Origin of the sequence: Ancylomarina subtilis (assembly GCF_004217115.1) — a bacterium.
Taxonomy (GTDB): domain Bacteria; phylum Bacteroidota; class Bacteroidia; order Bacteroidales; family Marinifilaceae; genus Ancylomarina; species Ancylomarina subtilis.
In genome coordinates, this window is the sequence record NZ_SHKN01000001.1 from 377259 (window position 1) to 397474 (window position 20216).

Here is a 20216-nt window from a genome sequence, read left to right on the forward strand (position 1 = left end):
TAGGAAAAAGTATATAGATAATGATGACGTAAAGTCAGAACTTTTTTTGCTATAATAAAGAATGAACATTCATTAATAAAATAAAAAACGAAGATATGAAAACCATAAAGTTGAATAAAAGACCAGTTGGTACACCTCAGTTATCCGATTTTAAATTAGAGACTGAAGAAAAACCTCAAATAAAAGCAGGCGAAATGCTTTTAAAGGCAACTTATATCTCAGTTGACCCTTATTTGCGAGGACGTATGAGCGATGCAAAATCATATATCGCTCCTTTCGAATTGAATAAGGCTATGAGTTCAGGTATGATTGCCGAAGTGCTTGAATCGAATTTAGATAATTTCAGCAAAGGCGATTTTGTTTCAGGTATGCTGGAATGGAAAGAATACCAAAGCTCCAATGGTGAGGGACTGATTAAGGTGGATGCTCATCAGGCGCCTCTATCAGCATATTTAGGCGTGTTGGGAATGACAGGTTTAACGGCTTATTTGGGTTTGACTGAAATTGGAAAGCCTAAAGCCGGAGAGACTGTTGTGGTTTCGGGTGCGGCTGGTGCAGTAGGCAGTATTGTAGGACAAATTGCAAAACTCTTAGGTTGTCGTGTTGTGGGTATCGCTGGTAGTGATGAGAAAGTGGAGCAGTTGAAGTCGGAATATGCATTCGATGAGGCGATTAATTACAACAGTACAACGAATATGAGTCAGGCTATTGCTGATGCTTGCCCCAATGGTGTGGATGTGTATTTCGACAATGTGGGAGGTGAAATTTCGGATGCTGTGATGCTTAATGTGAATCGTTTTGCCAGAATTATAGTGTGTGGTGCCATCTCACTTTATAATGAAACCTCGGTGCCTATGGGGCCTCGTGTACAGCCTATTCTGATCAAGAATTCTGTTTTGATGCAAGGTTTTATCGTTTCCAATTATATGGAAAAATTTGCTGAAGCAGTTCCTCAATTGGCCCAATGGCTAGGAGAAGGAAAATTAAAATTCACAGAAACGGTTGTAGAAGGTTTTGAGAATACACCTCAGGCATTTATCGACCTTTTTGAAGGTAAGAATAAAGGCAAAATGATTGTGAAAATCTAAGTAGATCATCTTATTGATGGTGAATTCTTATCAATTATTAAATATAAAAAAATGAATCATTTCGAATATAAAAACCCAACCAAAATCATTTTTGGTCAAGACAAGATTACTGAATTGGCAAAAGAGATTCCTGCAAAGGCAAAGGTTCTGATTCTTTATGGAGGAGGAAGCATTAAAAGCAATGGTATTTACGATCAGGTTAAAACTGCTTTGGCTGATTTTAATGTGATGGAATTTGGTGGAATTCCTCCAAATCCTGAGTACGCTGTTTTGATGGATGCATTGGATTTCATTAAATCGAATGAAATAAACTTTCTTTTAGCTGTTGGAGGGGGATCGGTTATCGATGGAACGAAATTTCTTGCGGCTGCAGCTTACCATGAAGGCGAAACACCCTGGGATATTTTAACGAGTAGAAAACCGGTAATGAAAGCCATGCCTTTTGCTTCTGTATTGACACTTCCGGCAACGGGTTCGGAAATGAATTCCGGAGCTGTAGTAACCCGAAATGAGACCAGGGAAAAGCTAGCTATGGGTGGCCCTGCATTATTCCCTCAGTTCTCAATTCTCGATCCTCAGGTTATTCAATCCATTCCTGAGAGACAAATTGCCAATGGTTTGGCAGATGCTTTTACGCACGTTTTGGAGCAATATCTGACCTATCCAACTGATGTTTTATTGCAAGATCGATTTGCTGAGAGCATCCTGCAAACTCTGATTGAAGTGGCACCAAAGATACTGAAGGATCCGAGTGATTATAAGGCTGCATCCAATTTTATGTGGAGCTGTACTATGGCCTTAAATGGTCTGATTTCACAGGGCGTGCCTTCCGACTGGGCAGTGCATGCAATGGGCCATGAATTAACCGCTCTTTTTGGAATCGATCATGCCCGCACCTTAGCCATTATTGCCCCTAGTCATTACAAGTACAATATGGGAAGTAAAAAAGAGAAGCTGGCTCAATACGCCGAGCGAGTTTTTAACATCAGCGATGGCAGCATCGATGAGAAAGCACTTGCAGGTATCGATGCTACAGAATCGTTCTTCCATTCTTTGGGAATTCAAACAAAACTCTCAGAGTATACACAAGATTATAAAGGAACATCAGAATTAATTTCCGAACGCTTTACCGAACGTGGCTGGATGGGAATTGGTGAGCGAGGCAGTTTAAGTCCAGGTGATGTGGCGAAAATTGTCGAGATGGCTTATTAAGAGTTGGTGTTGACAGTAATAATTAATTATAAAATTTAATTCAGATGTTATTAAAAACAGGAATCATGAATATTCTATTTGTATTAACCTCTCATTCGCAAATGGGAGATACAGGACATAAAACAGGTTTTTGGGTTGAAGAATTTGCCAATCCATATTACGCGCTTCTTGATGCAGGAGCGAACATTACAATTGCGACCCCAAAAGGAGGGGCTGCCCCAATCGATCCAACTTCGGATTTGCCACAGAACAGCACGGAAGATACCCAACGATTTAAGAATGACGCAGCAACTCAGAAAAAGATCAATGAAACTCTGGCTTTAGCCGATATTAATTTTGAGGATTACGATGCGGTATTTTACCCCGGAGGTCATGGACCGCTTTGGGATTTGGCAGAGGATCCTATTTCAGCAAAGCTGATTCAGGATTTTGATGCGGCTAATAAACCCATTGCCTTTGTGTGTCATGCACCGGCTGCATTGCGCCACGTTAAGAATGCTGAAGGCGACTATCTAGTGAAGGGAAAGAAGGTCACAGGCTTTAGCAACGAGGAAGAAGAAGCGGTTCAGCTAAGCGCGATTGTTCCATTCCTGGTTGAGGATATGCTAAAAGCGAATGGTGGTATTTATTCAAGAGGCAAAGTATGGGAAGCTTATGCCCTTGAAGACGGCAACCTGATTACAGGCCAAAATCCAGCCTCATCGGCTCTTGTTGCTGAAATATTATTGAAGAAATTGCAAAAGAAATAAGTCGATTTGACTTTTTTATAAAAGGCCACAGTTTGAGTTTATCTTAAGCTGTGGCTTTATCTATAACTGGCCATGGCTTTTAGTCAGCACTTGCTGTAACAAGTGAGAATTTAAATGTAGTCCCTTTTCCTTTTTCACTTTCAACCCAAATCTGGCCATCGTTTTTTTCAATGAATTCCTGACATAGGATCAGTCCTAATCCAGTACCTGTTTCTTTATGGGTTCCAAGGCTTGATTTGCTTTTGTCCAGTTTGAAAAGATTATTCATTTGTTCTTGAGTCATGCCCACACCGTTATCGTGGATAGAGATAATGATATTTTCATCCTTTTCTTCACTGGATATCTTTACCAAGCCACCTTCATTGGTAAACTTTAGGGCATTGTTAATCAGGTTTACAATAAGGGTTTTAATCATAAACCGATCAATGATGACCTTCGATTTTACATCTACTGTATTGACAATTGAAATGTTTTTGAGTTTTGCTGTAGCTTCGTGTGGTTCGATACTTTCTTTGATTAATAAAGAAATGTCTTCTTCTTGTTTCTGAATTTGAAGACTGCCTTGCTGTATCCTGGCCCAGGTTAATAGGTTGTCTAGCAGATTGAATGCACTCTCTGAAGCTGTATTTAAATCCTGAATGAAATTCTTTCGATCTTCGTCGCTAAGGTGATCATAGGATGAAGATAATAAGTTGCTAAGACCAATCAGGGCATTAAAAGGTGACCTTAAGTCGTGTGCGATGATTGAAAAGAATTTGTCCTTGGTTTTATTCAGAATCTCCAATTCCAATTTCTGAGCTTCGATAATCTGATGAGACTTCTTTTTTAGTCTACCCCTGTTGAGTAAGATGAAAATTAGACTGATAACAATGAGGGTGATGACAATTAAGAAATCTCTAATTTGATTTTGTTTCTCTATTTGTAGTCTGTTGAGAGAGATATCCTTTCGTAGCGATTCATTTTCGATCTGCTTCTGCCGGGTCTCGAATTTTGTCTGTAATTCTGAAATTTGTTGCTGACGCGATTCATTGAAAATGCTGTCTTTTAAATTCAATTCTTTTTGTTTGTATTCCAGAGCTTGTTCAAATTGATTTCTTTCAGAAAAATAGTAGCTATAGGTTTGGTATAAATCACTTTTATTATAGTTGATATTGTATTCGTTTGCCAGGCTTAGGGCTTCATCCAAATTGTATTTAGCCTGTCTGAAGTTTGAGTCTTCTATATTGAGTTTTGCAAGTAGAATTAAATTAACAATAAGCTGATTTTGGGATTGGTTCTGCCTGTTTAATCCGGTTGCTTTTTTTAAGTATTTTAATGCAAGTTCATTATTGTTAAGAAAATAATTAGATTGTCCCAAATTGGTGTAAACCTGGGCAATATAAAGTTTGTTGTTCAATTTTAAATAAGCGGGCAGAGCTTTTTCAAAATACACCAAAGCTTCTTTATGTTTTCCCATACGGCTGTAGCAAGACCCCATATTATTTAATGCTGAGGCATAGGCTATTGTTACATTTGTGGTATCAGAGCTGGTGATTACTTTTTCAAAATATTCTATTGCCTTATCCAGTTCTTCGTTGTACAGGAAGGTCGTTCCAATATTTAAAGATAGATTAATGAGTTTATCCTTCATCTTTAAACTATCTGCCAGATGGTAGGCTCGTGTAAATTTTTCCAGCGCCTCTTTATATTTGCCCTGATTTAAATAATTGGCAGCAATTGTGTTGAGGCATTTCAGCTGTAATTTGTTGTCCACATATTGTATGCTTTGTTCATAAGCCTGATTTAGGACTTTTAATGAACTATCAGATTGCCCTGTAGCGTAGAGAATGTAGCCTTTGTAATACTGAGATAAAGTCTTTTCTTTATTCAGACCTTTGGATTCGGAGATGTCTGTTGCTTTTTTATTGTAGGCAATGGCAGCATCGAGTCGGCCTGTATTGATGGCAGCATAAGATAAAAAATTGAGAGCATTAACACGTGTGCTGTCTATTTGAAAATGTTCAGCCAATGAGTCTGCCTTTTTGGAATAGGCTATGAGTTGATGTGTATCCTTATAAAAAACGTCCTTAGCCAATAAGAGGTATATATAAGCCTGATCTTTTTCATCAGATTTATCTAAAAGATTTTGTAGGCTATCCATTTTGTTTTGCCCAAAACTGAACTGCGTAAGAAGTAAGAAAAATATAAGTAGATGACGATGTTTCATAGTTGCTGATTTTTAGAAGTTTTGATCTCAAAACCTTTTGAATAGTCTATTTTATCAGTATAGATAAGCAATATATATCGAATCAAAGTACAAAAAATAATAGGATTTGAAATAGATTGTGAGATAAAATGTTCTTAAAGATTTTAGGCAGAAATATTTCGTCGAATATAAAAGTTTCTTTTAGTCTGGTAAGGTGAAATCTACAATAAACCTTAAGATTGAGTTTGTTATCTATTTTTCAAGAGTGCGAAAAACAGATGCGTATCTGTCAGAGTTAGATTGATAATTTTATTTATCTGGTTGATGAAGAAGGATATATTTTTATTATATTTAAGATAATTTATTCATTATGTTATTTTATTGGTGCTGATTTTTTGCAATATGAGAAGAATATTAAAATGTCGTTCAATTATAATTGTTGTAATCCTTATTGGCATCGCTTTTACAGGATGTAAAACTCAGAAGCGAATGGTTGACAATACAGTAGTCCGGGAATTAGATATTAACAGGTACCTGGGCACATGGTACGAAATTGCAAGATTCGATCATCGTTTTGAACGAGGGCTTGTTGGAGTTACAGCGAATTACAGTATGCGCGATGATGGCAAAATACAGGTGATTAATAGTGGCTATAAAAATCGTTTAGATGGGGCGTTTTCAGAGGCAATAGGTAAGGCCAAGATTCCCGACCCTGAGAATGAGCCTGCCAAGTTAAAAGTGTCATTTTTCTTGTTTTTTTATGGTGATTACTTTGTTTTAGAATTAGATGATGATTACCAATGGGTCATTATTGGGAGCAGTTCAGATAAATACCTTTGGATTTTGAGTCGTACGCCTCAAATTGAGAAAGACTTGTACACAGCTTTGCTTGAAAACCTGAAAAGGCGTGGCTATGATATTTCGAAATTATTGAAGGTTGAGCAACAAACCAATATTAAAGATTAAGAGTGTTTTTATAGGGCTTGAATATGTTTTGATTCTTTGGTTTGGTTGTATCGTTGAGTTTGTTTTACTCTAAGTTTATTTATAGTGTTGGTTTGAGAGGGGCCAAATTGTTTAATTAAGATTATATGTATGTCTAAAATTGACACTTTTGAAATAAATGGAAAATTTCTTTACTATGCTTTTGTTGCTGGTGGAAATCAAATTCTTCAAAATCAAGTCGAATTAAATGCGATAAATGTTTTCCCTGTAAATGATAATGATACAGGGACTAATCTTGCTTCTACGGTTCGTTCAGTTATTGATAATATCAAACCTCATAAGTCGTATAAAACAACTGTAAATAATATTGCTGATGCCGCATTAACTGGGGCCAGAGGAAATTCGGGTGTTATCTTTGCCCAATTTTTACATGGCTTGAGTCGTGAAACTCAAAATAAAGCGAGTATTACCTTTTTTGAATTTGCTGAAAGTGTAAAGAAGTCGATCCCCTACATTTATGAAGCTATTGCCATTCCTATTGAGGGGACCATGTTGACTGTGATTAAAGACTGGGCAGAATTCCTGACTTGTAAGAAAGGGATCATTTCTGATTTCAAGAAAATAATGATAGATTCTCTGGTTGTCCTGGAGAAATCATTGGCTGAAACGACTTTGAAATTGAAGGCTTTAAATAAAACGGGCTTTGTTGATGCGGGAGCAAAAGGTTTTGTTCTTTTTGTAAAAGGGATTATTGATTTCATAAGCGATTGGAATATTCGGACTTTGAAAGTTGAATTAACTGAAACGATTTCTCTTGTTCATTCTGAGAAGATGACGGACGAAGAAATAACTCACCGTTTTTGTACCGAAGCCATTTTAAAGAATATCAATATTACTAAAAAAGAACTTCAGGAGATATTGACTGATCGCGGTGATTCAGTTGTTGTTGCAGGGTCGGAAAGTATTTGTAGAATTCATTTGCACACCAATCAACCAGCTGAACTTTTCCATCATTTGAAAGATATGGGAACGATCACATATCAAAAGGTGGATGATATGCTTCGTCAACACGAGGTGCTTACCAAACGTAAATGGAATATTGCTCTTGTTACGGATTCGACTTGTGATTTGTCGCAGGATCTAATCGATTATTATCAGATTCATGTAGTGCCTCTTAATTTAAATTTTGGCGATTATTATTATTTGGATAAGGTCACCATTCAACCCAATCGATTCTACGATTTGCTTGAGTCCAGTTCAGAATTTCCAAAAACATCTCAAATAAACGAACAGACATTTACCAATTTGTATTCGCATTTGGCTTCGCATTACGATGCTATTATCGCCTTACACCTAACCAGTGAGTTTAGTGGCACTTATTCGAATAGTTTAAAGGCAAGCGAGCGAATAAAAAAAGAATTTAATAAACCCGTTCATGTTATCAATTCGAAGAATTTATCAGGAGCACTCGGCTTATTGGTTCTGAAAACGGCTCAAAATATTGAAGCTGGAGAATCGCTTGAATCGATTATTGAATCGCTTGAGCGAGATGTTAGAACAACAAAAATTTTTGTCAGCGTAAGAGATTTAAAGCATATGATCAGGGGAGGACGCGTTTCCAAGCCCAAAGGTTTCATAGCCCGTTTGATTGGTTTAAATCCGATTGTTTCGATGGATAAAAATGGAAAATCACTTCTATTTGGAAAAACGTTTAGCCAACAAGCCAGTTTGAGAAAAATATATTCACATATAAAACGAATCGGACATGGAAAATCGGTTTGGAACTATATTATTCTTCACGCTCACAATCCTGAGGGGGGGCAAAATGCTGAGGACAAAATGTTTGAGATTACGGGAAAGAAACCCGTTTCGGTAATGGATATTTCTCCGGTAATTGGTATGCATGCAGGAAATGGTGCCATTGCCATAGCCGTGTTGTTTAATCACTAATTTGAAACCCATGTTAACTATCTTTTTACAAGGATCGCTTATTATTTTTATTCTGGTAACACTGCTATGGGTATTAAGTGTTATGCTAACAAATGCAAGTATTGTTGACCTGTTTTGGGGATTTGGTTTTGTAGTGGTAAATGCCTTCTATTTTTTGGTTTCTGAGGATTTTAATTTACGAAAAATACTATTACTGACTCTCGTGACAATTTGGGGTTTACGACTTTCCATTTACCTTTCGTGGCGGAATATTGGTAAGGGTGAAGATTTCAGATATCAAAAATTTAGGCAAGATTATGGCCCGAAACGCTATTGGTGGTTTAGTTATTTTCAGGTTTTTATATTGCAAGGTGCTTTAATAATGCTTGTTTCATTACCCTTAATGGGTACTAATCTTTGGGAACAATCTGATACGCTAATCTGGTTAGATTATTTGGGGATTGTGGTTTGGTGTATTGGTTTTCTTTTTGAGGCAGGAGGGGACTTTCAGTTGGCTAGGTTTAAAAAGAATCCTCAAAATAAAGGGAAGGTATTGAATACTGGGTTTTGGAAGTATACCCGTCATCCCAATTATTTTGGCGATTCGGCTGTTTGGTGGGCATATGCAATATTTTCAATAGCTGCCGGAGCTTATTGGCCTATTGTTGGTTCTGTTTTAATGACTGTGATTATTATTAAGATTTCCGGAGTTGCTTTGCTCGAAAAAACATTGAATAATACGAAACCTGAATACTATGATTACATTAAAAAAACGAGCTCATTTTTCCCTTGGTTCCCCAAAAAATAAATTATGCTTGATTATTTGAGTTCGAATATTTGGTTTGTGCTTTTCTTCGTTTGGGGGCTGCCCTTAGGTTTCTATCGAAGTAAGTTTCGTAAAATCGTATACCAAACCGATAGTTGGACAATCAATATCAAACCCGTTTTCATGAAAGAACTTAAAGGACTTTTCGGTAATATTTACCCCGATAATAAAAAATACAAGAAGTTTAGAAACTTCTATTTGTTTTATTTATCCATTTATTTTGTTTTGAGTACAAGCTTTGTAGTTTTTAAAGATAATCCTGAGAAGATGAAAAAAATTGAAATAGGAAGTTCAGTACCAGTTTTTGAATTAAAGGATCAAAACGGGGAGTTGTTTCAGCTTATATCCGTATTGGGGAAGAAAAATTTGGTGATTTATTTTTACCCCAAAGATGATAGCCCGGGTTGTACCAAGGAGGCTTGCGCTTTTCGAGATCAATTTGAAGTGTTTGAAGAAGCCGATGCTCTGATTATTGGAATTAGTGGGCAGTCGGTTGCGAGTCACCTGGACTTTGCAACAAAATACAAGCTGAACTATACGCTACTTAGCGATAAGGGAAACAAAGTGCGTAAACTTTTTGGTGTTCCTGGTAATTTATTCGGATTGATTCCCGGAAGAGTGACTTATCTCGTAAATAAGGAAGGGAAGGTGATTTATATGTTTAATTCTCAAATACAAGCTGAGAAACATGTTGATGAAGCCTTACGCATATTACAAGAATTATGATGAGTTTAAGTCATGAAATATTATTCGTTTTATTTTCCTATTTACTAGGAGCAATACCTATGGGTTATCTATTAACTAAGCGATTTGCAGGGAAGAATATACTCGAATTAGGTAGTGGGAATATCGGTTCAACAAATGTAAGGCGCATAGCCGGAAAAAGACTTTCGATTGTAACACAAGTTCTGGATATGATAAAAGGGCTTTTACCCATTGCTTTGTTTATGTGCTTTGATGATAAAGCGTCAGCTTCTTCAAATTTTATTTATTTTTTGGCTATAGCTGCGATTATGGGACACAATTTTAGTCTCTTTTTAAAATTCAGAGGAGGTAAGGGAGTTAATATTAGTTTGGGCGCATCCTTACTGCTTGCTCCTTATTCTGTTTTGATTTCGGTAATGGTGTATTTTCTTGTGAAATGGCAGTTTAAATATGTTTCGTTAGGTTCCATACTATTGGGAATTTCACTACCAATTACTGAACTTATTATTCACGGTTTAACATCCACATTTTATTATTTATGCATTTGTTGTTTTCTGATTATCATGATGCATATCAAGAATATTGGTCGTTTATTAAAGAATAAAGAACTCATTTCATAAGCCTTAAAACCTCAATATATGGGATTTTTTCAATTTCAGCGAGAACAGATCATTCATGCTTCCATGGACGAAGTTTGGGATTTTATAAGTTCACCTCAAAATTTAAAGAAAATTACTCCGGAGTATATGGGCTTCGATATTCGCACTCCCAATGCTGCAGACAAAATATACGAGGGAATGATCATTCGTTATACGGTTCGGCCCTTATTAGGTATTAATACCAATTGGGTTACAGAGATCACGCACGTCGTTGATAAATCGTATTTTGTGGATGAGCAGCGAGTTGGTCCTTATGCCTTCTGGCACCATCAACATAGAATTGTACAGACTGAAGAGGGAGTGTTAATGAGAGATATTGTCAGTTATAAACCTCCATTGGGTTTTCTTGGTAGCATTGCCAATTCACTATTCATTGAAAAAATGTTAAAACAGATATTTGATCACAGAACCAAAGTGTTTGAAAAATTATTTCCATTATGAGAATTTGGTCTTTACATCCTAAATGCCTTGATTCGGAAGGTCTGGTCGCTTTGTAGCGTGAAGCCTTTTTTAGCCCCGAATGTACCGGAGGGCAAAATGAAGGGGTGTATCAATCATCTACGACTCATGTGTTTTCTAAATTTACCCCATTCCTTTGCTTATATCATTCAATATTTGGCTGCAGTTTATGAGGAATCTCTAAACCGGGTATATAAATTTGACAAGGCAAAAAAAATGAATTGCAATTTAGACGTCCCCCTTACTACTGCTTGTCGATTTTGGAAACTTATAAGGAAATAATTTATCTTGCAGCCTCAGTATTTTGATAAATGTATAAATGAAAAAGAGAGAACATATTGCTTAACAGTTGCAAATCTAAAACGAATCATATTGGAAAATAATATTTTAAAAATTGCAAAGCAAATACAGGCTATTTCACAAACCGGAATCCGATTTACAAAGGATCATTTTGATAAGCAACGTTTTGAAGAATTACGGGAATTAAGCGTTCAGTTAGTGGCTCAAGTAACCGATGCAGAGATTGAAAAAATAAAAGGCTTATTTACTTGTGAAACCGGATTTCAAACACCTAAAGTCGATGTGAGGGCTGTTGTGATTGAAAAGGGGGAAATTCTACTGACTAAAGAAAATTCGGATAACAAATGGTCCTTACCAGGAGGTTATGCTGATGTGAATTATTCACCCAATGCCATTGCTGAGAAGGAAGTTTATGAAGAGACGGGTTTGCGAGTAAGAGCCAACCGAACCCTTGCAATTATTGATACCAATAAACACAATTTCCCCCCTCTTGAATACCATTTTTATAAAATTGTGATTTTGTGTGATAAAATCGATGGTGAATTACGGGGAAGTGACGAAACTCAAGAATCCCGTTTTTTTAGCTTTGAAAATTTACCCGAACTCTCAGTTAAAAGAAATACCTACGAACTCATTGATCTGATACGAGAGAAGCTAAAAGACAAGCAGACCTATTCTGACTAATCCAATACTTTTCCGTAATGGAAATGATGGAAGATTTTTCATCACATATCGATGGTGAAATTTTTATGCAAGGCTTCGTTTATAAATGTTTGATTGGGAGCTACCGTTGACTTTGGACAGAGAAAAGCTTATCTTACTGCTTATTCACTAAATGGAGGAAGAAAATGAGTGAAATCTTGTATGAGAGATTAGGAGGAACCGAAGGAATTACAAAGATCGCGAGTGATGCTGTAGACTTTCATTTCTCTAATCCGCGAATAGCAACCCGCTTTAAGAATGCGAAGGCCAGTGTAGAAGAAATGAAGCATGGTGCAGCAACTTTTTTTATTGTAGGGACAGGAGGTCCATCTGTTTATAAGGGGAAGGATATGATGGGTACACACAGGGGTATGAATATAAGCAATACCGAATTTGTTGAGGTTTTATCGGATGTATTGAAGGCGCTCAATAAGAATAATATTGCGCAGAGAGAGAAAGAAGAAGTACTCTATGTTCTTTTTAGTATGAAAGATGAGATTGTTTCAGTTTAGTTGATGTAAATTTTAAAATAAATCCCAAGCCTAAAGGTTTGGGATTTATTTGTGTTATTAATTCAGACAAGGATTTGTTTCCAGTTTGTCCTGTTTATTGAGTTCAGATACAATAATATTGTTCTTGACTGTTCGGAAGACAATATCCTGTGCCTCAGCATATGAAATATCGTATTGTCTGGTCATATGACGGTACTCTTCCGGATATTTTGAAAGTAGTTTATCGTAGAAATTGTCCAGCAATTCTTTGCTTGGATTTCTGAATTCCAATTTCAATTCGAAACGACGAAGCAGAGCCGAATCAATCATATCAATTTGATTTGTAGCGGCAATAATAATAGAATGCTTTGGCAAGGAGTCAATCAACTGCAGCATGGTGTTAACCACACGTTTCATTTCGTTACTATCGGTATTGTCGTAATCACGTTCTTTTCCCAGCGAATCAAATTCATCGAAGAATAGAACGGCTTCCTGACTTTCTACCAAACGGAAAGCCGAAGCAATATTGGCTGAGGTTTCGCCCAATTTTGAAGAAACAATACCACCCAGATTGATGACCTTGATTTTCTTTCCCAGTTTACGGGCAATAGCACGTGCTGTCATGGTTTTACCGCAGCCACTTTTCCCGTGAAGCAGAAGCTTATTACTTAAAGGGAGATTGTATTTCGATAGAATATCGCAATGCTCATATTCGCGTAAGAATTGATTGATTTCAGCACCAAGCTTCTCATCAAAAACGATATCCTCAAAAACGACATGACCCCTGTTGGGAACATATAATCTTTCCATTACTTATTGAGTTTTGTGTTGTTGTGTTTAGACTGCAAACCTAGTGTTTTTTCAGAATACGGTTTCAGTTTAACAACATCTTTTAACAAAATAGTCAAGTCATAAAAGTCTGAAAGGTCGAAATGTCAGGGATTATAAATCAGTACTTTTTTGATTTAGACTTGAAATAAAGGCGAAAAATCAACATAGGGTGATTCACCTATCTTGAATTCAGGAATTTCGACGATTGGACATTTGTAACCAAATTTACTTAAGTAAGTTCTGAATACCTCGATGGAATCCTCCAGAATCAGATCGCTGTTGTTAGGGTAGTGGTTGTAGATCAGCCCCTGAATGGGCAGTTTTCTATGATAGGCCAATTCTAATGTCATTAAAGTATGGTTGATGCTCCCAAGCTTTGATGAGGTGATCAGAATCAGAGGGTGTTTCTTTTCCTCAAGATAATCCAGAAGAGAATATTCCAGCGTAATGGGCACGTGAAGACCACCTACGCCTTCAATTAAAAGTGTTTCATACTGATCCTGAAGTTGCTTTGTTGAAGCATTTATGACATCCATATCGATTTCCTGTCCATCAATCTTGGCTGCCAAGTGCGGCGAAGCCGGATATGTAAATACGTAAGGACAAGTGGTTCCGTCCTTATCCACATCGTAGGGTTTAACTCCCATAATATCCCGATGAGCCAGTATATCTTCTGAAATACCAACGCAACCCGTTTGAGCAAACTTTTGGGTCATCACATTTACCTTTTTATTAAGAAGGTATTTTGCCATTAAACCCGTAGCGAATGTTTTTCCGGCATCCGTGTCAATTCCTGTAATAAAGTAAGTGCTCATTATAATTAGTGATTTACAATTTGTGATTGAGGATTCAAGTTGAATATCTTTATTTCCTTTAACCTTTAACCTTGACTTTCGGTTTTGCAATAAAATAGATGGGCTGGTAACTCAAGGGAACACCCAATTCGATACCAAAAAGATCCTTATAGCGTTCTTCAAAGTTTTTTAAATCGGTTTTGGTCCATACCTTTCCGGGTAAGCCATTCACGCCGGTTCGTTTCATATGATGCAGAACTTCGATCGGTTCAGGAAAATGTCGGGTGATGATTTCTTTCTCGCTCCAAATCACATCGAAATGTTTTTCGAGAAGTTTCAGATGTTCATTAAAGGACAGATAGTTAAGTCCACTGCCTTCAACAGCTCTAATTTCGCGGTAGTTTTCAGGGCCAAAACTGCTAAACGCCAGAAAACCATTTTTTGAAAGAGCGGTATGACATTTTTGAAGAAAAGCATCCAAATCGTGAAACCATTGAAAGGTTGAACCCGATAAAATGAGATCCAGATTTTGAGGCAATTCAGAGCTTTCAATATCTCCGCCCATAAATTGAATTTTGGGATTTAGAGCTTCCAAAACGGGGGCGTATTCTTCTACAATGTCGTTTGCCAGGTAAGTATCAGCATCGAAGAATTGGAAAAACTTTTCAGTTAATACAGCAGGTCCGCAACCGATCTCCAAAACCGAATGATGATGCTCAGGACAACGCCACCTCATCTCAGCAATCAAACGAGAAGCAATGGCTTCCTGAACAATAGCGTGCTTGCGATAGGTTGTGATGCTCTTCACAAATCCTTTCTGAACCTTATCTTTATTTATTTTCTGGTTGCTCACCCTTTATTTATTGACTTTTTAAGACTTTAATATCTCATCCCATTTATCCCAATGGTAAAAACAAAAATGAGGCAGGTCAAGAATCTGCTTGTTTGCTTTATTCTCCCAGGCTTTTTCCAGGTTATTAAATGGAAAAATTATATCTCGTGACGAAAGTAATACCTTATCGAAAATATCCCAAGTAATTGGCTGGCTCAAAATCATGTTTTGCAAACAGATCAATTCTTCCTTTTGATCTTCAACCTGACGTTGAGGTAGCTGTTGGGCAAAGTCTGCGTATCCTGAACGACCTCCGCACATGCGCATGAAAAATTTGTCGCGGCCTTTTTCGTTTAGCCCATCAATGGTGCCCTGAAATATGGCTGGCGGAATGCCTTGTTCCTCATCAATGGGGGAAAGACTACCATTAATCGCAAGCTGACTTCTGAAAAGGTTTTTATCTTCTTTAAACAGATGTGAACTGACGAATACACCCAACGACCAGGCAATCAGATGGCACTCCTTATAGGATTTAATTTCCTCCCTTAATTCCTGAACCTGGCTTAAATCACGATAATCGTAGCACATAAGGACGTCATATTCATTCGCCTTAATTTTAAGGAATGGCAGTTCGTCGCAGCCCCAACCGCTCATAAAGAGGATGAGTTTTGGTGAATTGTTTTTGTGTAAATATCTAAATTCCATTTCTTAATTGGCATTTGAATTAATTACTAATCGATAATCACGAATTGTATTTTGATTGTAAATTCTTAATCATGACTGGAAGTTCTTTTAAGTCTTCCCATTCCATATCAGCAGATAGTGATAGGCGAAGTCTGGCTGTGTTGGGTGGTACCGATGGGGGACGGATAGGGAAAACCAGATAGCCTAAGTTTTGTAGTTGTTCTGCCAGTTGTTTGCATTTTTCGCTATCACCAATCATGATGGGAATAATATTGGAGTCACCACCAGTTTGTATGCCGAGTTCTTGCAAAGCGGTTCTGAATTGGTTTGAAAGCTCTTGCAAATGCAAGCGCTCTTTTTGCATGCCAAGGCTTTGTTTTAGAATTTGAAGGTTCCAAGCAATACTGATAGGAGGCAAAGCCGTTGTAAAAATCAGCGAACGCATCTTATTAATCAGGTAATCTTTGATAATCGCATTGCAAATGAGATAAGCCCCTACCGAATTCATGGCTTTCCCAAAGGTGCCCACCAAAAGATCGATTTGTGAGAGACAGTTTTGTTCCTCGGCAATGCCCAATCCTTTTTCACCCCGGGTACCCAGGGCGTGAGCCTCATCCACATAAAGAAAACACTCGTATTTGGTTTTTATTTTGATGAGTTCGTGTAAATCGGCTATATCACCATCCATACTGAAAATGGATTCACTCACAATAAAAACCCGCTTGTAATTGCTGCGGTATTTTTTGAGTAAGCGTGTCAGGTGTTGGGTGTCGAGATGTTTGTAGCGATGGTAATCGGCATCACTCAGTTTTATACCATCGATAATACTGGCATGATTGAGTTTGTCGGATAAAATGAGATCGCCCTTTTGTGCCAGGGCAGGCAGAATCCCAATATTGGCATGGTAACCCGAGTTGAAGAAGAGAGACGGAGATCCAAACTGTTTTTCCAGTTCATCTTCAAGTGCCTGATAGGCCTGAAAGTTGCCTGTAAGCAGACGGGAAGAACCCGATCCCATACCTGTTTCAGCAGGAAGAGATAAGCCCAGTTTGGCAATGCCCATATAGTCGTTTGAGGACAGGTTTAGCTTAAACTGACTTTCGTCAATCTGTTTTAAATAACGCAGATTGCCTGTCTGGTTTAGCTTTTCCAGCTCGTCCTGATAGGATTTTAGAATATCGCTCATTATATCAAGGAAAAAGTATAAAGGTTAAAGTCAAGATATAGTTTAAACTGACCTACTGTTTTTTCACAACTTCAATCATGGCCTGACATAAAGTTCGTAAATCCTTTTTAGAAATAACGAAAGGCGGCATGATATAAACCAGTTTGCCAAAAGGACGCACCCAAATGCCGGCATCCACAAATTGTTTTTGAATTTGAGCCATATTCACTGCTTCTTTCATCTCAATCACACCAATGGCACCCAGTATTCTAACATCTGCCACTTGGGATAGCTTTTTGGCAGCCTTTAGTTCTTCACTCAGGATTTCCTCAATGGTATCAACCTTCTTTTTCCAATCCGATTCCAGTAACAAATTGACACTAGCCACACCCACAGCACAAGCTAAAGGGGTGCCCATAAAAGTAGGGCCGTGCATGAAACAACCGGGAGCACCTTGCGAGATCCCATCGCTGACTTTTGTGTTGGCAAGTGTTGCTGCAAAACTCATGTAACCACCTGTAATGGCTTTTCCCACGCACATGATATCAGGCGAAATACCAGCATGCTCGCAGGCAAAGAGTTTGCCTGATCGGCCAAAGCCTGTTGCAATCTCATCAACAATCAGTAGAATATCATGCGCATCACAAAGCTGACGCACTTCTTTTAGATATTGAGGGTGATAGAAACGCATGCCGCCGGCACCCTGAACGATGGGCTCCAATATGATGGCCGCTAATTCATTCTGATATTGCGTAATGGCTTCTTTCATTGGAAGAATATCTTTTTCATCCCAATCATCATAGAAACCGCATTGCGGTGCTGTAACAAAATGATTGATGGGTAGTACACCTGTGAAGATTTCGTGCATACCCGTAACCGGATCGCAAACCGACATGGCATTAAAGGTATCACCATGATAGCCTGAACGAATGCTCAGGAATTTGTTTTTTTTCTGTTGGCCTTTGGTAAACCAGTATTGCATGGCCATTTTCATAGCCACCTCAACGGATACAGAACCCGAATCAGCAAAGAAAACCTTATCCAATCCTTCAGGACTAAGGTCCACCAGTAACTTGGCAAGTTCAATAGCCGGTTTGTGGGTGATGCCTCCAAACATCACGTGCGACATGTCTTTGATTTGGTCTTTTACGGCTTTATTTAATACCGGATGATTATAACCATGCACGGCACACCACCAGGATGACATGCCATCGATAAGCTCTTGTCCACTATTAAGTTTCAGACGCACGCCATCGGCTGACACAACCGGGTAAACCGGTAATGGGTTTTCCATTGAGGTATAAGGGTGCCAAATATGTTCTCTGTCGAATGAGAGATCTTCGTGTGTAATTTCTGCCATTTTATTCTTCCATAATAATTGGCATAAAGCTAATGTTTATAGCCTTATTTTGCTGCAAACAGAACTATGTTTTTGAATCGTTTTAGATCTCTTTATTTTTCGGTGGTTTTTCTGCATCCCATTTCTCTACAACTGCAGCACCCACACTGTCGCCCCAAACATTAATGCTGGTTCTAAAACGGTCGAGTAGCCAGTCTATACTTAGAAGTAGGCCAATGCCTTCGATAGGTAAGTTGACGGCTCGCAATACGATAACCATAGTAACCAGACCAGCTTCGGGAATACCAGCAGCGCCTATTGCTGCAAGTGTTGCGGTGAGAATGACAATGATTTGTTGTATCCATGTCAATTCAATACCATACAGTTGTGCGATGAATATGGCTGCAACGGCTTCGTAGAGGGCAGTTCCATCCATATTGATAGTGGCACCCAGAGGCAGAACAAAGTTGCTGATCTTTTCTGAAACTTTATTCTCTTCGTGAACGCCTTGTAGTGTTAAAGGGAGCGTGGCTGTACTCGAAGCGGTAGAAAAGGCATTCAGAAGGGCAGTACCCATACCTTTCAGGTAAGTGGAGATTGATCGTTTGCCCAAAATTCGTAGTAGCAGACTTAAAAAAAGAAACCCATGCAGTGCGAGTCCCAACAGCACCGTCAGTGCATAAAGTCCCAGTGACAGGAGTTCGGGAATGAAAGCCTTAAAACCACCAGAATGGGCTATTCGTGCGGCAACTAAACCTAAGATCCCTATAGGCGCAAGGTACATCACCCAATGCACGAGTTTGAGTATGGCATCGTTCATGACGGAAAGAATCTGAATGCTTTTTTTTGCTTTTTTGCCCAAAGAAGAGAGGGCAGCACCAAAAAAGATGGAAAATAAAATGAGGGGTAGGATATCCATTTTTTCCATAGCAAGAAACAGGTTGTAGCCTATCAAGCCCTGTTGTTCTTTTTCTGGATTCCCCACCAACAGTTCTCTTAAGGCTGTAGAAATATCCGTAGTGATAAATTCCGTTTGATTGGGGAGTTCATTAACAGAGATGGTCTGATTGATGCCGGGTTGAATCAGGTTCACAAGAACAATACCGATACTTGCGGCAACAGCAGTTGTTATTAAATAATAGGCCAATGTTTTACTGCCAAGTGTGCCCAGTTGACTTAAGTTTTGAATGCGGGAGATCCCAACAATCATGGATAAAACCACAATGGGAACAACCAGCAGCATCAGGATATTGAGAAAGATCTGTCCGAAAATTTCGAGTTTGATACCGATGGAAGGGAAGAAGCCACCCAGAATAAATCCCAGCACGATTGCCGAAATAATCGCAATCAGCAGAATCAAGCTTTCTTTCGACGCTTTGGGTTTTGTAAGGGGCTTATCCATAAGGGGAAAATTATTGGTTTCCCTTAAAAGTTACGAATTTTTGTTTTTATACCTGTCAGGATCGTTGCCTTAAAAAAAAGAAACCTGATAAATAGAGTCCCTGCAAGCGACCATATTATCAGGTTATAAATATTTGTAATTGTTTAAAAGATCTATAAAGAAGCTTCCTCTGTTTTACTGGAATCCTCAATTAGAGCTTTCAACTCTTTCAGTTCGGGTCCGGTAAAGGAACGGTATTTTCCACGTTTCAAACTCCCCAGTTTGATGTTCATAATTCGAATGCGTTTCAATTCTTTAACCTCATAGTCAAGATAGTCGCACATGCGACGAATCTGACGATTTAAGCCTTGAGTCAGGATGATGTTAAAGGTGTATGCATCAATTTGTTTTACCTTGCATTTCTCGGTTACCGTATCCAGAATCGGAATTCCGTTGCTCATTCTTCGGATGAAATCAGGGGTGATCCGTTTGTTCACACGCACCACATATTCCTTCTCGTGATTGTTTTTCGCACGGAGAATTTTGTTCACGATGTCCCCGTCATTGGTCATAAAGATGAGACCTTCGCTGGGTTTATCAATTCGACCTACAGGGAAAATACGTTCAGGGTACCCAATAAAATCGATAATATTCCCCTTAATATTGGTGTCGGTTGTGCAGGTGATGCCCACCGGTTTGTTAAAAATCAAATAGATGTTGCCCACCTCTTTGGTAATCACTTCACCATCAACCGTAATTTTATCGGAAGCTGTTACTTTCAGCCCCATTTCAGCTGGCTGTCCGTTTACTTTAACTTTCCCTTCTTCAATCAGTCTGTCTGCAGCCCGACGTGAGCAGTAGCCTGTTTCGGATATGGCTTTATTGAGTCGTTTGTATTCCATTATTTAGTATCCCCGTAATTTTTTACAAAAAACGGACT

The 20216-nt window shown here is 38.4% G+C and carries 20 protein-coding genes; 11 read left to right on the forward strand and 9 right to left on the reverse strand.

All coding sequences use genetic code 11. The annotated features are described in order from the left end of the window. Positions 1–95 precede the first annotated feature (95 nt). The 3 genes from EV201_RS01590 (at position 96) to EV201_RS01600 (ending at position 3049) form a co-directional block, all read left to right on the forward strand. Positions 96–1088, forward strand: a complete 993-nt coding sequence (locus tag EV201_RS01590; protein ID WP_130305648.1) for an NADP-dependent oxidoreductase — start codon at positions 96–98, stop codon at positions 1086–1088. Between the two features lie 51 nt (positions 1089–1139). After that, entirely contained in the window at positions 1140–2300 is a 1161-nt protein-coding gene (locus EV201_RS01595; RefSeq protein WP_130305649.1) for an iron-containing alcohol dehydrogenase, read from the forward strand. 65 nt (positions 2301–2365) lie between these two features. Beyond that, a complete protein-coding gene (locus tag EV201_RS01600; protein WP_130305650.1) occupies positions 2366–3049 on the forward strand; it encodes a type 1 glutamine amidotransferase domain-containing protein in 684 nt (227 codons plus the stop codon). 79 nt (positions 3050–3128) lie between these two features. Here the strand turns inward: EV201_RS01600 and EV201_RS01605 are convergent, their stop codons facing one another. Continuing rightward, positions 3129–5255, reverse strand: coding sequence for an ATP-binding protein (locus EV201_RS01605; protein WP_130305651.1), 2127 nt, complete (start codon positions 5253–5255; stop codon positions 3129–3131). Between the two features lie 381 nt (positions 5256–5636). Here EV201_RS01605 and EV201_RS01610 point away from each other — a divergent pair, with 381 nt between their 5' ends. From EV201_RS01610 to EV201_RS01645, 8 genes are all read left to right on the forward strand, one after another. Beyond that, on the forward strand, positions 5637–6200 hold the full coding sequence (locus tag EV201_RS01610) for a lipocalin family protein (RefSeq protein WP_130305652.1): 564 nt from the start codon (positions 5637–5639) through the stop codon (positions 6198–6200). 129 nt (positions 6201–6329) lie between these two features. After that, on the forward strand, positions 6330–8129 hold the full coding sequence (locus EV201_RS01615) for a DAK2 domain-containing protein (protein ID WP_130305653.1): 1800 nt from the start codon (positions 6330–6332) through the stop codon (positions 8127–8129). Positions 8130–8139: 10 nt separating this feature from the next. Then, a complete protein-coding gene (locus EV201_RS01620) occupies positions 8140–8916 on the forward strand; it encodes a DUF1295 domain-containing protein (RefSeq protein WP_130305654.1) in 777 nt (258 codons plus the stop codon). A gap of 3 nt (positions 8917–8919) precedes the next feature. Then, positions 8920–9660 (forward strand): peroxiredoxin, encoded by a 741-nt coding sequence (locus EV201_RS16475; RefSeq protein ID WP_207224363.1) that lies wholly within the window; start codon positions 8920–8922, stop codon positions 9658–9660. After that, positions 9660–10259, forward strand: coding sequence for a glycerol-3-phosphate 1-O-acyltransferase PlsY (plsY, locus tag EV201_RS01630; protein ID WP_278043098.1), 600 nt, complete (start codon positions 9660–9662; stop codon positions 10257–10259). The genes EV201_RS16475 and plsY overlap by 1 nt, the downstream gene beginning before the upstream one ends. Positions 10260–10277: 18 nt before the next feature. Further along, positions 10278–10739: an SRPBCC family protein gene (locus tag EV201_RS01635; protein WP_130305656.1), complete on the forward strand. Its 462-nt coding sequence runs from the start codon at positions 10278–10280 to the stop codon at positions 10737–10739. A 390-nt stretch (positions 10740–11129) separates the two neighbouring features. Next, the gene (locus EV201_RS01640; RefSeq protein WP_130305657.1) at positions 11130–11741 is read left to right on the forward strand and encodes an NUDIX hydrolase; all 612 of its coding nucleotides are present in this window, start codon (positions 11130–11132) and stop codon (positions 11739–11741) included. Positions 11742–11905: 164 nt separating this feature from the next. Continuing rightward, on the forward strand, positions 11906–12271 hold the full coding sequence (locus tag EV201_RS01645; protein ID WP_130305658.1) for a group I truncated hemoglobin: 366 nt from the start codon (positions 11906–11908) through the stop codon (positions 12269–12271). Positions 12272–12328: 57 nt separating this feature from the next. On the opposite strand, the gene EV201_RS01650 is transcribed toward EV201_RS01645, so the two are convergent. From EV201_RS01650 to EV201_RS01685, 8 genes are all read right to left on the reverse strand, one after another. Further along, a complete protein-coding gene (locus EV201_RS01650) occupies positions 12329–13060 on the reverse strand; it encodes an AAA family ATPase (RefSeq protein ID WP_130305659.1) in 732 nt (243 codons plus the stop codon). 155 nt (positions 13061–13215) lie between these two features. Further along, positions 13216–13896: a dethiobiotin synthase gene (gene bioD, locus EV201_RS01655; protein WP_130305660.1), complete on the reverse strand. Its 681-nt coding sequence runs from the start codon at positions 13894–13896 to the stop codon at positions 13216–13218. 58 nt (positions 13897–13954) lie between these two features. Further along, positions 13955–14728 carry a malonyl-ACP O-methyltransferase BioC gene (gene bioC / locus EV201_RS01660; protein WP_130305661.1) on the reverse strand — a complete coding sequence of 258 codons (774 nt, stop codon included), beginning with the start codon at positions 14726–14728 and terminating at the stop codon, positions 13955–13957. Between the two features lie 18 nt (positions 14729–14746). After that, positions 14747–15412, reverse strand: a complete 666-nt coding sequence (locus EV201_RS01665; protein WP_130305662.1) for a DUF452 family protein — start codon at positions 15410–15412, stop codon at positions 14747–14749. A gap of 37 nt (positions 15413–15449) precedes the next feature. Then, the gene (locus EV201_RS01670) at positions 15450–16577 is read right to left on the reverse strand and encodes an aminotransferase class I/II-fold pyridoxal phosphate-dependent enzyme (protein ID WP_130305663.1); all 1128 of its coding nucleotides are present in this window, start codon (positions 16575–16577) and stop codon (positions 15450–15452) included. 52 nt (positions 16578–16629) lie between these two features. Next, a complete protein-coding gene (gene bioA, locus EV201_RS01675; protein ID WP_130305664.1) occupies positions 16630–17916 on the reverse strand; it encodes an adenosylmethionine--8-amino-7-oxononanoate transaminase in 1287 nt (428 codons plus the stop codon). An 82-nt stretch (positions 17917–17998) separates the two neighbouring features. Beyond that, positions 17999–19297, reverse strand: coding sequence for a dicarboxylate/amino acid:cation symporter (locus EV201_RS01680; RefSeq protein ID WP_130305665.1), 1299 nt, complete (start codon positions 19295–19297; stop codon positions 17999–18001). A gap of 152 nt (positions 19298–19449) precedes the next feature. Beyond that, positions 19450–20178, reverse strand: a complete 729-nt coding sequence (locus EV201_RS01685) for a pseudouridine synthase (RefSeq protein WP_130305666.1) — start codon at positions 20176–20178, stop codon at positions 19450–19452. Positions 20179–20216: the final 38 nt, after the last annotated feature.